Source organism: Streptomyces sp. RPT161 (genome assembly GCF_027533845.1).
Lineage (GTDB): Bacteria > Actinomycetota > Actinomycetes > Streptomycetales > Streptomycetaceae > Streptantibioticus_A > Streptantibioticus_A silvisoli_A.
Genome location: NZ_JAPZVN010000021.1, coordinates 81,793 through 95,167, shown reverse-complemented (window position 1 = coordinate 95,167; position 13,375 = coordinate 81,793). Strand labels below are relative to the sequence as shown.

Below are 13,375 nucleotides of genomic sequence, written 5' to 3'. Positions count from 1 at the left end.
CCCGGTGTGCTTTACGGGTGGGCGTCAGCCGGTGAAGGCGGCGGTGCCGTTCGGCGTGCCGAGCCCGGTCGGGCCGTCGTAGCCCTGGCCCGCGTTGCACAGGTACGACGGGTCGCAGCTTCCGTTGGAGCCCGAGGTCACGTCGTTCAACGCGGAGGTGTTGTTGTAGGGGAACGAGGCGGGGTTGCTGCCCGAGGACGGGGTGCCCGCCAGGGCGTAGACGCTGGCGATGATCGGCGACGAGGCGCTGGTGCCGCCGTAGACGTTCCATCCGCTGGCCTGGTAGGTGTCGTAGACCGCCACACCGGTGGCCGGGTCGGCGACCGCGGAGACGTCGGCGACCGTACGGTTGGAGCAGCCGGTGTCGGTCTGCCAGCTCGGCTTGGTCTCGACGGTGGAGCAGCCGGAGCCGGTGCCCTCGCCGCCCGCGCTGGAGCCCCAGACGCTCTCGGACCAGCCGCGGGAGCTGGAGTCCTGGGTGAGCGAGGTGCCGCCGACCGCGGTGACGTTCGGCGAGGCCGCCGGGTACTCCACGCCGTAGCCGCTGTCACCCGCGCTGGCGGTGATCACGACGCCGGGGTGGTTGAAGTAGTCGCTGTCGGCCTGGGTGTCCGAGGGGTCCTCGGAGCCGCCGTAGCTGTTGGAGACGTACCCGGCGCCGAGGCTGACCGCCTCGTTGACCGAGGTGCCCAGGTCGCTCATGCTCGCCGAGTTCGCCTCGACCAGGATGATGTGCGCGTTGGGCGCGATCGCCGAGACCATGTCGAGGTCGAGGGATATCTCACCGGCCCAACCGGAGTCGGCCGAAGGGTAGTTGGTGCTGCCGTCCTGGGCGACCTTGCTGAAGCAGCCGTTGGCGGTGGAACACTCCGGCAGCCCGTACTGCTGGCGGTAAGTGGCCATGTCCGCTTCGGCGTTGGGGTCGTCCTGCGCGTCGACGATGGCGATCGTCGCACCGGCGCCGCCGTTGGCGGGCAGGTTGTAGGCGCTGAGCAGGTCGGACGGCCCGTAGCCGGAGGGGGTGGCGTTCGGGCTGAGCGAGTGGTGCTGCATGATGTCGGTCCGCATGAACGCGTTGCAGGCCATCATGCCGGGCTTGGTGGGGGCTGAGCACAGCCGCTTGACGTGGGGGTGGTGAGCGGCCGGGGTCGCGACCGCGGCGCCCGCCGGAGCCGCGGTGGCCAGGCCCGCCGCGATCAGCGCCGCGGCTGAGAGGGATGCGGCGGCGGCCTGGCGGATCGGGCGTCTGGACAACGCAGAGGAGAAGGTGCGCAAGGAACAGCCCTCCAGTGGGGGTTGGGACGACCCACGGCGGCGTCGGTGTGGGGTGGCGCCGTCGTACGAGTCCCGGTGCAGGGAAATGGAGCGTGAAGTGCGCTGCGCGAAAGGGTCTCGGCAGATGCGGGGCGACGGCAGTCAGGGGGAAGATAGTCATGACCATGACATCCAACTGCCTGCCACCCCGCAAAGTGGTGTCTAACGAGGAGCAAAGTAGCCGACATGCTCCCTGGCCACAAGGGAGTTGACGTAGCCGAGGGCGGTGAACCCCCGCTTATGGCCAGGTGAGCACTGGTGGTTGAGAGATGGACGGTGCCGCTGGGAAGCCGCCCCGGCCCGGGATCAAGGGGCGGAGACAGGGACGTCGGGACTGTCGGCGAAGGCCTGGATCGGCGACATGGCAACGCCGTTGACGGTCACCGTCTTGAACGTGCTCACCTGGGCGCAGGACTTGGACTGGTCGGCGGTCTCGGCGTGCGCGTTGTCGGTCGCCGCCTTGGTGTCGGCCGGAACCGGGGTCGAGCTGGGCGGGGCGGGGTAGAGGTCACCGGTGGTCCAGTCGGTGCCGAGGACCAGGGTCACGTCGGAGACGGAGTCGTCCTGCTTCAGATGCGCGGCGGGCAGATGCAGCGCCCGAGCCACCGTCTGGGCCTCCGCCTGCTTGCCCGCGGGGTAGCGCAGAGTGGTGGCCGACGCGGCGGAAGGGGCGTTCGCGGAACTGGTGGACGGGCTGAAGCCCTTGTCCACCAGGGAGGTTGCCACGTCAGCGGCCCGGCCGGTGGCTCCGCTGCCGTTCTCCACCGCCACGGCTATCTGGGAGTCCGGCACGCTGCTGGCCGAGGGGGAGGGCGAGGCGGTCGCGGTCGAGGTCGCCGCGGCGGCGGCCGAGGACTTGTCGCCGCTACCGGTGGTCAGCGACTGGTCGTTGGCGATCGTGTCGAACAGGTTCTGCGCGGCGGGGGACACCAGTACCCGTGAGTCGTCCTGCGGGTCCGGGATGTTCTGCATCGTGGTGAACGTGATGCGGTTGGACGGCACCTTGTTGAGGTCGTCGGCCAAGCCGAGCAGCTTGGGGATGCTGTCCAGGCCATTGTCCACGGTGAGCGCCTTGGTCGCCGCGTCGGCCAGCCCGTACAGCGCGCCGGGGTTGGTCAGCGTGCCCGCGCTCTTGAGCGTGCGGATCATGGACGACAGGTATATGTGCTGGCCGTAGGTGCGCCCGAGGTCGCTGCCGTCGCCGAAGCCGTGCCGCGAGCGGACGAACTCCAGCGCGGACACGCCCTTGAGCGTGTGGGTGCCCTTGGCCAGCTTCAGGTGTGAGTACGGGTCGTAGACGTTGTTGTCGACGCACACCGGAACGCCGCCCACGGCGTCCGACATGTTCACCACACCCTGGAAGTCGATCATCATGAAGTGGTCGATGGGTATCCCGGTGAGCTGGTGCACGGCCGCCACCGTGCACCCGGGCCCGTACTGCAGGGTGCTGTTTATCTGGTCCCGGTGCGCGGACATCACCGTGCCGTTCTGTGGATCCTTGCAGGCGGGCAGGTTGGTCATGGTGTCGCGCGGCACGCTCATCACGGTCGCGTTGGAACGGTCCGCCGAGACGTGGACCACCATCTCCACGTCCGCGTTCTGCCCGCCGCCGCTGCCGCAGTCGCCGCCCAGCTTGCAGTCCGCGGCGTTGTTCCGGCCGTCGGAGCCGAGCACCAGGATGTTGATCGGCGTGCGGCCGAACGCATCCGCTTTCTCCTTGCCCGCGTCCCCGCTGGTGCCGCCGAACAGCGGCACGCCCTTGATGTTGCCGTTGAGGTGCTCGTAGAGCACGGCGACCCCGCCCGCCGTCACCAGCACCAGTACCGAGGCGGTGATCGCCACGGTGCGCCCGACGCGGCGCTTGCGCCGGGCCCGCCGCTTGGCCCTTCTGCCGCCACCGGTCGCCGAGTCGTCCCGGACACCGCGCTCGCTCACTGAGGCCTCGCCGTTCGCCACGGAGGCATCCGTGTTGTCCGTTGCGTCAGTCATGCGTCACCCTCACGCGGTCAAGCCGGGTCATCCGGCATTGGTTACCAGGCGACGGCACGATGGGACAGGCGCGCGTCGCGGTGCATCCCTGGCCGGGTAGACGAACGAGGTCGAACACAGGTTGCGCAGTTGCGCAATCCAGAAAGCCTCGCTGTGCCGTCGAACCGTCCCTGGGCTGGGGCGATACGTTACGTCAAGCACCTAGCGTGGCTGGCGCGACGTCCTGTGTGAGCCGTTCCGGCATGAGCGTGGCGGCGGTGACGAGGTGCGGGCCGACCGCCCGGTACACGCTGAGGCGGGCCTGTCCGCGGGCCTGGACCACGCCCGCCAGCTTGAGTTTTGCCAGATGCTGACTGACCGCCTGCGGCGTGCCGCCCACCCGCCGGGCCGGCTGCGAGACATCGTTTTCCCGATGGGCGAGGGCCCACACGATGTGCGGACGCATCGGAGACGACAAGAGTGCGAACGTGGCCGCCGCCAGGTGCAGAGCCTGCGCCGGGGGATCCCCGCGTCTCGCAGCCGGTGCCGCAACCTGCCCCGGACCCCGCCCTCGTCAAGGTACGCGGCCATGTACCCGCCACGGTCGTCGGGTGGCTCCAGAGTAGCCGAATAAGTTGCTACATTGCGCAACTAAGCAAGTAGCGATCCGTTGCGAGAGGTGTCACGACCGTAGCCGGGTCGCCTTGCCCTGCCCATAGGGCAAGCCCAGCACGCTGCCGGGACGGACAGCCCGGCCGATCGATTGAGGGATTGCGTATGGCGGGCCGCCCAGCCGATGCCTTGGGGGAGAACGCGGAGCGGTGGCAGGACGGGAACGGGCCGGAAGCCGAGCCGCTCTCGGCGCGGTGGGTGCCGCAGCAGGCGGTGAGCCGGTCACGGGTCGGTGCGGTCGCCGCACGGAGCCGCGCCGCGCGCGGCGCGGCGGCCAGAGCCCGCAGAGGGGAGCGGCATGCCGCTCCCGCCCGGGGCGTGATGCTGCTGCTGGCGCTGCCGGTGATGGGGGCGGCGCTGGACGAGGCACTCGGCGCGCGGCTGGGCTGGGCCTTTCTGCTCACGGCGGTCGCCGCGGGCGGGGTCGGTGCGGCCTCCTGCCCCCGGTCGGCGCTGTGGTGGCTGGTTCCGGCGCCACCGCTGGTGGTGGCGTTGGTGACGGTCGGCGCGGAGCTGCTGTACGGCCCGGCGGCGTTCCGGGGTGGCAAGGGGCTGACCACCGGCGCGGTGCGCTGGGGCGTTGACGCGTTCCCTGCCATGGCGGCGGCGGAGGCGGCCGTGCTGGCGGTGCTGCTGGTCCGGTACGTACGGACCCGGGGTGCTGGGAGGGCCGGGAGTGCCTGAGCGGTACGGCGCGGATCGGGCGAATTCGGGCGGACACGCCACGCGACGGATCTCCCAGCGGGCCGCCGCGGGCCGCAAACGGCAGCGGCCGGGGTCGCCGTCGGCGCTGACCGTGCTGTGCCGGGTCGTCATGTGCTGCGCCTCGGCGCTGGTGCTGGTGGCCAGCGGCATGGCGTGGGCCGCGTACCACTATCTGACCGGCGGGCTGAACACCTCCGACGCGCTGGACGCGGTGCGCGGTCGGGCGCCCGCGCACCTGGACAACTCGGTCAACCTGCTGCTGATCGGCCTGGACAGCCGCAAGGACATGGACGGCAACGACCTGCCCAAGCAGTTCGTCGAGGCCGAACTGCACGCCGGATCCAGCGACATCGGCGGCTACAACACCAACACCTTGATCCTGATGCACATCCCGGCCAACGGCGGCAAGGTCACCGCCTTCTCCGTGCCCCGGGACGACTACGTCGAGGTGCTCAGCGGCGACGGCACCCCCGGCGGGATGCACAAGATGAAGGAGGCCTACGGGCTGGCCAAGGCCGCCGCCGAGAACAGGCTGGCCGCCCAGGGTGTCAGCGGCGCCGACCTGGAGCACCAGAGCCGCGAGGTCGGCAGGGAGGCCACCTTGGCCACCGTGCAGCAGTTCCTCGGCGTGCCGATCGACCACTTCGCGGAGGTCAACCTGCTCGGCTTCTACGACATCGCCAAGGTGCTGCAGCCGGTCCAGGTGTGCCTCAAGCATCCGGTCCACGACCACTACTCCGGCGCCGACTTCCCGGCCGGCTACCAGGACCTCAACCCCCGGCAGGCGCTCGCCTTCGTACGGCAGCGGCACGGCCTGACCGGCGGTGATCTGGACCGTACCCACCGGCAGCAGGCGTTCCTGTCCTCCGTCACCCACAAGCTCAAGGCCCAGGGGATCTTCGGCGACCTCGGCAAGATGCAGGGGCTGCTGGACGTGGTGCGGAAGGACCTGGTCATCGACAGCAGCTGGAACGTACTGGACTTCGCCCAGCAGGCGCCCAACCTCACCGGTGGGAACGTCGAGTTCCACACCCTGCCGATCGCGGGGTTCGCGGAGCGCGGCGGGGAATCGGTCAACCTCGTCGATCCACGGGAGATCCGGTCCATCGTCGGCCGGATGATCGGCTCGGACACGGCCGCCGACGGTGCGCACCGGGCTCCCGAGCACGGCCCACCGGCGGTGGTCGACGTACGCAACGGCTCGGGGGTCGGCGGTGCCGCCGCGGCGGAGTCGAAGGCGCTGACCGCGCTGGGGTATGTCGCGGGCGTCGTCAGCAACGCCCCCGCGCACGCCACGACGACGGTGGTCTACGGCGCCGGTGTCCAGGAGGCGGCCCGGCAGATCGCGGCGGAGGTGGGGGCGGCGGCGCCGCTGGCCAGCACCGCCGTACCGGCGGGGCGTGTCGTGGTGACCCTCGGCACCGGGTTCACCCCGAGGGCCGCGGACACCTCGGAGTCCGACGACAAGCCGCCGCACGAGGCCGAGACCACCGACCGCTCCGCGGTGCGCAACGCCCCTGACCCTGTGCCGGCCTCGGTCTTCCAGGGCCAGACGGTCAGGATGGGCGGCATTCCCTGCGTGGACTAGGCCCGTACGTACCACCAGCAGCGAACCCGAGACGAGAGAAGAAGGAAAGGACGGTCGCCCAGCATGCCGCAGGGGGAGATACGACAGCGGCGGGAGGTCAATCTGCGCATCGGTGCGGCCGTGGCCGAGATAGAGGGCCTGTACGCCGCGCTGTTACGCACCACCCAGCCGCGTCAACGCGTCCGCCTGCTGGCCGGGTTGGCCAAGGCGGGCCGACGCCTCACCGTCCTGGCGCTGCTGCCGCCCGAGCGCACGCCGCCCACGCCGGCCTCCGGTTCACGGCGCCGACGCCGCCGGATGCTGGCCGAACGCGGTGCCGCCTGGATCACGGCCCGGTTCTTGGACCGCGACGCCGGATGACCCGGGCGGCCGGTCATCTCTTGAAAGGCCGCCGCAACCGGCCCCTTGTGGTACGGGCGCCACGGCGCAGCCGGTGACCGAGCGCCGACTCGGCCGGTACGGTCCTGGCCAACTGGCTTGCCAGCCACTGGGATCGCTTCTCCACGTCGAGCTCGTCCAGTAGCCGGTCGATGCTGGCGATGAGCGCTCCGTGCAGTTGCCAGCGCTCCCAGTGCTGTTGCGCCTCGGCGCGCAGCAGCGCGGCGATGTGGTCCCGGTCCTCGCGTGCGTCGTGTAGCGCCTGCTCCAGCTCGGCCTCCGCGCGCTCGGCGCCCGCGGTGACCTGGGCGCTGATCAGTTGGCCGAAACTGTGCACAGCATCGGCGATATGGGTCAACAAGTGGTCAAGTTCGGCCGACAACTCATCCTCGTACACCGATTCCTGCTGACTGCGCTCCATCGACAGATCGCTCAGGGAGCGGCACAGCGTGCGCAGTACGACGACGCACACCTCAAGGGTGTCCAGGCCGCTGCGCAGGATCAGCCGCGCCATCGCGCCCTGGCGGACCCGGGGATTGAGCCGCGTGCTCTCCTCCGCCCTGCGGAGGAACTCGTCGAACCGGGCGATGTCGTTGTCCAGTCGCCGTGCGTCGTGCAGCCAGGCGATGGTCTGCTCGGAGGTGGCACCCGCGCCCAGTTCGGCAGCGATGCGCAGCAGGAACTGCCGGATCCGTTCAGCCAGTTCGGCCACCGCCTCACCCGCGGGCTGTACGAAGACCGGTGGGGCGACCAACAGGTTGAGCAGCACCCCGATCACGGCGCCGATCACCGTCTCCAGCACCCGGTCCAGCGCCTCGCTCTGCGGAGTGGAGACCCCGAGGATCAGCATGCCGCTGATCGCGACCTCCGCGACGAACTCGTCCACCCGGATCAGATGGCCGATGAGCAGCGAGGCCAGGATGATCAGACCGAGGCTCCACCAGGTCAGCCCGAACAGCGCGCTGAACGCCACCGCGATCAGCACCCCGGCCACCACGCTGCCCACCCGGCGGATGCCGGTGGTCAGCGTGGTGTAGAGGGTGACCTGGACGACCAGCAGCGCGGTGAGCGGGGCGGTGAGCGGGGACGGGTTGTTCGACAGCCGTACGGCGGCGATGTAGCTGATGACGGCGGCGGCCGTGGACCGCAGCATCTGCACGACGACGGGTTCGTTGCGCAGCCTGATGAGGCCGACGAGCGGAGTGGGGACGGCGGGCACCTTGCAGCTATCCCCGCCGGGTGCGGCCCGGACACCGTACGCGTAGGCCACCGGGGTGAAACGGTGCAGAAACAGTCGCAGAACCATCAAATGGTGTCAGCGGAACGGAAGTCTGATGTCACATCACGGGACTACGGCTATCGCCTCCAGCTCGACCAGCGCCTCGCGGTCCCACAGCCGGGAGACGCCGATGACCGCCATCGCCGGGTAGTCGCGGCCGACCAGCCGGTGCCAGACCCGTCCCAGATCCGCGGCGTGCGCCCGGTAGTCCTCGATGTCGACGCAGTAGACGGTCAGCTTGGCCAGCTGATCCGGCTCGCCACCGCCCGCCCGCAGCGCGGAGAGCAGATTGTCCAGCGCCAGCTCGAACTGCGCCACGATCCCGTCGCCGACGATCGCCCCCTGGGCGGAGAGCGCCGTCTGGCCCGCCAGGAAGACCAGCGTGCCACCGGCCGCGCGCACCGCGTGGCTGAAACCGGTGCTGGGCGACAACTGCGGCGGATTGATCCGCTCCAACCCACCACGTGTACCGTTCGCGCTCGCGCCCATGTCGCCGTCCTCCCGCCGTCGGTGCCGGATGTGATCGCTCCGTACATCTATCCGTTGACCGGTCGGTCGGGGAAGACCCCGGCCGGTCCGGTTCCGGCACCCGGCCGCCGAACGGCGGACGGGCCCCGACCTGATGGTGGTCGGGGCCCGTCGTGAACCGTTCCCGGCGCCGCAAGCGCGGCGGCCGCCGGACCGGCTCCATCGCGTCGGTACGCCTGAAGCCTCCTCAGAACCGGTCTGCCAACGGCTCCGCGGAGGGTCGTGCCGACGGGCGAGGCGCACGGCCCGGGGCCGCCTGGCGGCGCCTACTTGCAGACGTTGCCCGCGGCCGGGTTCAGCAGCCCGATGACGTCGATCGAGTTGCCGCACACGTTGATCGGGAGGTTGATCGGTACCTGGATCACGTTGCCGGAGAGCAGGCCGGGGGAGTTTGCGGCGCTACCGCTCGCGCTCGCGCCGCCGTGGGCGGCGGCGGCGCCCGCGGCGCCGATGACCGCCGCACACGAGGCCGCGGCCAGCGCGGTGGCCTTGATGAGTCGCTTCATTTTCGTCCTCCTCATTCAGGTGGTGGAACGGAGTCCGTAATACCCAATGAAAAGGCAGATAAGTAGTATTTCGTGCCATTTGCCACCGGAGTGCACCCGGAGTGCCTAATTTCGCGGGCGTTGCGACACGGATGAGGGCCGGGCGGACGCCGTCGCCTGCGTCTGCCCGGCCCGCGTACGGCGACCTGCCGGGAGGAATGGCGGAAGGTCGCCGGGCCTAAGGTCTGAAGAATCGATTCCCCAAACCCAATTGGGTACGGCCGTAAGCGTGCACCCACGTGCGAGTACTACTACCGGTGAACGATCCCCGGGTCTGATGGGCAACGCCCTGGACTCCGTGATCACCTGTCTGGGCGACTACCGGGGGAAACCCCAGGCCAACCCGTCACACCGCGGGTCCACGGCGTGGCCGTCGGCCGCCCGCCACGTCGTCGGCGCGCCGCATCCGTGGATGCGGTACCCGGGCGACTGCCGGAGAGGAGGCGGCGCGGCACACGGGCGGCGCGGAGGCGCCGACCGGAGGGGCCGCGGGCACCCGGCACGACCCGTCAGCCAGCCGCGCACCGTGCGGATCCGTGCCGTGCGGATCCGTGCCCTGCGGGAGGGATAACACCAGCCGGGGCAGCAGGCCCGGCACCGCGAGTCCCGGAAGCAGGTACTTCCACATCTTCGTCACCCGGGATGTCAGGTCCCGCCGCTCCTCGTAGACCTGGGAGAGCAGTTGGATCCCGGCGAACGACCCGACGATGAGCTGTGCGACCTCGCCCGGCTCCACCGTGGCGAGCAGTTCGCCGCCCTCCGCGGCCTCCCGTAACAGCCCGCGGATGACGTCCGCGGAGGAGCGGTACGGCAGCGTGTCCGGCCGCGTGAACGAGGACTGGCCCGTCGTCAGCCGTACCGCCGCGCGGAGCACCGCGTCATGCTGGAGCCGGTCCGCGAAGCGCAGGGTGAGGTCGATCGCCGCCTGGAGCCTCACCGCGCGCTCCGGCGGGACCAGCACCTCCGCCCGTGCGGCCACCACCGCCTGGGCGATGGCCTCCTTGGACGGGAAGTGGAAGTACAGGGCGCCTCTGGTGAGTCCGCATCTGGCGAGGATCTCGGTGGTGCTCGCCCCGTCGTAGCCCAGTTCGTCGAAGACGGCCGCCGCCGTCTCCACGATCACCCGGCGGGTCCTCGCGGCCCGGTCCTGCTGCCCCATCCCGTCCCCCGCGCGCCTTGCCCCTGTCATCCCGATCCCGGTTCGACCGTTCCGCCGACCGGGGGCCACGCTGTCCGGCCCGCGGCGGTGCTTGTGTGGTTGTCCTGTCTGGTGGCCCTGCTGTCTGGGCATGGTGTCGGTCCGTGAACGCCTCCGGCAAGTACGGATCTTCAGCCACAGTGGCAACATCCATGGCCAACACGGGATCAGCTGCCGAAGCCGACCCAGATCCGGTGCCGCTGAGGCATCGTCATATCGCCCGTAGCCTGCCACACTGGTTGAATCAGGAATCGCCATGTCGGTCCGCGGATCTCGCCCACCGACGGGCTCGTCGACCTCAACGCTGAGGAGACGTCGCCGTGATACACACCGATCCCCTGCCCGGTGACATCGGGCTCACCCAAATCCCAGGCTCCGCAGGCACGCTCATCCGCATCGGGCAGTGGCTGAACGGCAACGGGTTCGCCGACTACGAACACGCCTTCCTGGTCCTGCCCGACGGCCGCCTGCTCCAGGCCGAGCCGGGTGGGGCGCGGATGGCCTCGCTGGAGGAGTACTCCGGCAAGCGCACGCTCTACGCCTACCCGCCGGAGCTGACCGACGGCCAGCGGGCGGCGATCTGCACGGCCGCCGCGCGTTACGTCGGCGTGCCGTACAGCTTCCTGGACTACGCGGCGATCGCCTCGCACAGGTTCCGGCTGCCGATACCGGGACTGCGCCGGTACGTGGCCTCGACCCGGCACATGATCTGCTCCCAACTGGTCGACCAGTGCTACCAGGACGCGGGCGTGCACCTGTTCAACGACAACCGCTGGCCCGGCTATGTCACACCGGAGGCGCTCTACGACCTGCTGGCGAAGGGACAGCGGGAGCAGCGCGCGGCGGCGTGACCGCCGCTCACACTCCCACCCAGCCGGGTGCTTCGGTGTGCGCCGCGCGGTGTTCGGCGGCCGAGCCGAGGATCGGCACCTCGATCACCGTGGGGCGCCCCGCGTTCAGGGCGTCCCGGATCGCTGGGCCGATCCGCGCGGTGTGCCGGACCCGTACCGCGTCCAGTCCCAACGAGCGCGCCAGCAGCGGCCAGCGCACCGCGGGACGCACCAGGTCGATGCCCGGATACCCGGCCGCCTCCGCGGGATCCGCGGGTTCCCGGACCGCCCGGTACTCCGCGTTGTTGAGCACCACCACGACCACCGGCGTCCGCTGGGCGGCCGCGCTCCACAGCCCCTGCACGCCGAACATCGCCGAGCCGTCGCCCACCACCGCCACCACCGGCCGTGCCGGATGGGCGAGTTGCAGGCCGACCGCCGCGCCGATGCCCCAGCCGAGCCCGCCGCCGACGGTGTGGTGGTAGTCGCCGGGCCGTCTGATGCGCAGCGCCCGCCACAGTGCGGGGCCGGAGCTGACCGCCTCCTCCACCACCACCGCCGACTCCGGTAGCGCGTCGGCGACCGCCTGTACCGCTGCCGTGGGCCGCATCGGTGCCGCGCAGGCCGCCGCGCGGGACTCCTCCCGCCAGGCCAGCCGCTGGGCGACCAGCCGTTCACCGGTGCGCGCGGCTCGCCGTACCGCCTCGGCGGCGGACTCCGGTGTACGGCGGGAGCGCACCTCGGCGGTGATCGCGGCGAGCGTCGGCCGCATCGCGCCCACCATGCCGACCTCGACCGGATGGTTCCGCGCTATCTGCGCAGGATCGGTGTCCAACTGGACCAGCACCACCTCCTCCGGCACCGCGCTCTGCGGCCGGAAGTGGTGCGGGCGGATGGTGACCCCGGCGAAGAACACGATGTCGTGCTCCGCCAGCACGCGGTGGATGGCGGCGTTGTCCGGCGGCAGCGGCCAGGCGGTGAGCGGGTGCTCCGAGTCGGCGTTGACCGCGTCGAACATCGGCTGCGGATAGACGGCGGCACCCAACTCCTCGGCGAGTTCGCGAAGTTCGGTGTCGGCGCCGCTCTGTCCGACCAGATCGCCGGCGACGATCGCGGGCCGTCGGGCCGCGGTCAGCACCTGCGCCGCCCGTGCCGCCTCGGGCGCCGCGCCCAGCTCGGGCAGCGGGGAGCGCGGCGGCAGTACCAGCCGGGCCGGAACGGAGAGCACATCGGTGGGGATGGAGACGAACACCGGTCCGCTCGGCGCGGTACGGGCCCGGCGAAACGCCCGGCGCATCACCACCGGCAGGTCCTCGGCGCGGTGCACCTGCTCGGCGCAGTGGGCTACCGGCGCAGCCATCGCCACCAGGTCGCCGGTGAGCATCGGGCCCTGGGCGAGGTGGCGCTGGTCCTGCTGGCAGGCGAGCACCACCATGGGGGTCCGCGAGCGCAGTGCGTTGAGCATCCCGATCGATCCGTTGGCCAGGCCGCCCGCCGCGTGCAGGCTGACGAAGGAGATCCGGCCGGTGCCACGCGCGTAGCCGTCCGCCATGGACACCGCGGAGTGCTCCTGCAGAGCGAGCACGTACGGCAGGTCGCCCGCCGCGGCCACCTCCCTGATCAGCGGAAGCTCCGTGGTGCCCGGGTTGCCGAAGATCCGGTCGACTCCCTCGTCCCGCAGCAGGTCGACCAGGAGCCGGGCGGGCGGCTCCAGGGCAGGCTGATGCCTCGTCATCTGTGGTCCCCCCGTGGTACTCGTGTTCGGTCGTGCGACGTCAACGACCAGGGTTTCGGCGGTAGTTGGCGGTGGTTACCGCCGGAAGCCCTGGTATCCGCGAACACGCCCGCACCCGCCCGCGCGGTTGCGTTCAGTGCCGCCGCATGTAGGAGAAGTAGAAGGTGCCGGCGGCCATGGCGAGGCCGAAGACCAGCCCCAGCAGGCAGGACCTGAGCAGCGACCAGCCGCTGAGGTTGAGCAGATAGCCCATCGCCATGCCGAAGACCACCCCGTAGGCGGCCGCCTGGCTCTCCGCCTGCATCCAGTGCTGCCGCCTGCCGATCACGAAGCAGACCGCCCCCAGCACGACCGCGGCGACCAGCCCGCGTAGCGCCGCGATGCCGGCGTCGACGCCGTTGGCCTGCTCAAGGAAGAGGGCGTAGGCGCCGAAGGCGAATCCGAGGACGGCGGGCACCACCCAGCCCGAGCGGTGGCGCTGTGTGACGCGCTGGTGCGGCCTGCCGTGCCGCGCCGGCTGCACGGGATGCGTCGTGCTCATGGCGGACCTCCATTTCCCCGCGCCGGGGACCCCTCCATTCAGGCGACACCCGTGCGGCGGGGACGGCAAGTCGATCAACGGGTACCGGGCGCCG

General features: G+C 70.9%; 13 protein-coding genes. 4 read left to right on the top strand and 9 right to left on the bottom strand.

Going from position 1 to position 13,375, the window contains the following annotated elements; genetic code table 11:
• Positions 1–24: 24 nt before the first annotated feature.
• From O5O46_RS29105 to O5O46_RS29095, 3 genes are all read right to left on the bottom strand, one after another.
• Positions 25–1,275 carry a S53 family peptidase gene (locus tag O5O46_RS29105; protein WP_269858598.1) on the bottom strand — a complete coding sequence of 417 codons (1,251 nt, stop codon included), beginning with the start codon at positions 1,273–1,275 and terminating at the stop codon, positions 25–27.
• Between the two features lie 345 nt (positions 1,276–1,620).
• Positions 1,621–3,303 carry an LCP family protein gene (locus tag O5O46_RS29100; protein WP_269858597.1) on the bottom strand — a complete coding sequence of 561 codons (1,683 nt, stop codon included), beginning with the start codon at positions 3,301–3,303 and terminating at the stop codon, positions 1,621–1,623.
• Positions 3,304–3,496: 193 nt separating this feature from the next.
• A complete protein-coding gene (locus tag O5O46_RS29095) occupies positions 3,497–3,790 on the bottom strand; it encodes an ArsR/SmtB family transcription factor (protein ID WP_269858624.1) in 294 nt (97 codons plus the stop codon).
• Between the two features lie 269 nt (positions 3,791–4,059).
• On the opposite strand from O5O46_RS29095, the gene O5O46_RS29090 reads away from it, so the two are divergent.
• The 3 genes from O5O46_RS29090 (at position 4,060) to O5O46_RS29080 (ending at position 6,607) form a co-directional block, all read left to right on the top strand.
• Entirely contained in the window at positions 4,060–4,638 is a 579-nt protein-coding gene (locus O5O46_RS29090) for a DUF6542 domain-containing protein (RefSeq protein WP_269858596.1), read from the top strand.
• Complete coding sequence (locus O5O46_RS29085; protein WP_269858595.1) at positions 4,631–6,247, top strand: LCP family protein; 1,617 nt, start codon at positions 4,631–4,633, stop codon at positions 6,245–6,247. Before O5O46_RS29090 ends, O5O46_RS29085 begins: the two co-directional genes overlap by 8 nt.
• Before the next feature lie 63 nt (positions 6,248–6,310).
• Positions 6,311–6,607 carry a hypothetical protein gene (locus O5O46_RS29080; RefSeq protein ID WP_269858594.1) on the top strand — a complete coding sequence of 99 codons (297 nt, stop codon included), beginning with the start codon at positions 6,311–6,313 and terminating at the stop codon, positions 6,605–6,607.
• A gap of 13 nt (positions 6,608–6,620) precedes the next feature.
• On the opposite strand, the gene O5O46_RS29075 is transcribed toward O5O46_RS29080, so the two are convergent.
• From O5O46_RS29075 to O5O46_RS29060, 4 genes are all read right to left on the bottom strand, one after another.
• A complete protein-coding gene (locus O5O46_RS29075; RefSeq protein ID WP_269858593.1) occupies positions 6,621–7,931 on the bottom strand; it encodes an FUSC family protein in 1,311 nt (436 codons plus the stop codon).
• A 36-nt stretch (positions 7,932–7,967) separates the two neighbouring features.
• Positions 7,968–8,393 (bottom strand): RidA family protein, encoded by a 426-nt coding sequence (locus O5O46_RS29070; protein WP_269858592.1) that lies wholly within the window; start codon positions 8,391–8,393, stop codon positions 7,968–7,970.
• 305 nt (positions 8,394–8,698) lie between these two features.
• The gene (locus O5O46_RS29065; RefSeq protein ID WP_269858591.1) at positions 8,699–8,938 is read right to left on the bottom strand and encodes a chaplin; all 240 of its coding nucleotides are present in this window, start codon (positions 8,936–8,938) and stop codon (positions 8,699–8,701) included.
• Between the two features lie 385 nt (positions 8,939–9,323).
• Positions 9,324–10,136: a ScbR family autoregulator-binding transcription factor gene (locus O5O46_RS29060; protein WP_269858590.1), complete on the bottom strand. Its 813-nt coding sequence runs from the start codon at positions 10,134–10,136 to the stop codon at positions 9,324–9,326.
• Between the two features lie 359 nt (positions 10,137–10,495).
• On the opposite strand from O5O46_RS29060, the gene O5O46_RS29055 reads away from it, so the two are divergent.
• Positions 10,496–11,026 carry a hypothetical protein gene (locus O5O46_RS29055; RefSeq protein ID WP_269858589.1) on the top strand — a complete coding sequence of 177 codons (531 nt, stop codon included), beginning with the start codon at positions 10,496–10,498 and terminating at the stop codon, positions 11,024–11,026.
• A 7-nt stretch (positions 11,027–11,033) separates the two neighbouring features.
• On the opposite strand, the gene O5O46_RS29050 is transcribed toward O5O46_RS29055, so the two are convergent.
• Complete coding sequence (locus O5O46_RS29050) at positions 11,034–12,740, bottom strand: thiamine pyrophosphate-binding protein (RefSeq protein ID WP_269858588.1); 1,707 nt, start codon at positions 12,738–12,740, stop codon at positions 11,034–11,036.
• A gap of 133 nt (positions 12,741–12,873) precedes the next feature.
• On the bottom strand, positions 12,874–13,281 hold the full coding sequence (locus O5O46_RS29045; RefSeq protein WP_269858587.1) for a hypothetical protein: 408 nt from the start codon (positions 13,279–13,281) through the stop codon (positions 12,874–12,876).
• Positions 13,282–13,375 lie beyond the last annotated feature (94 nt).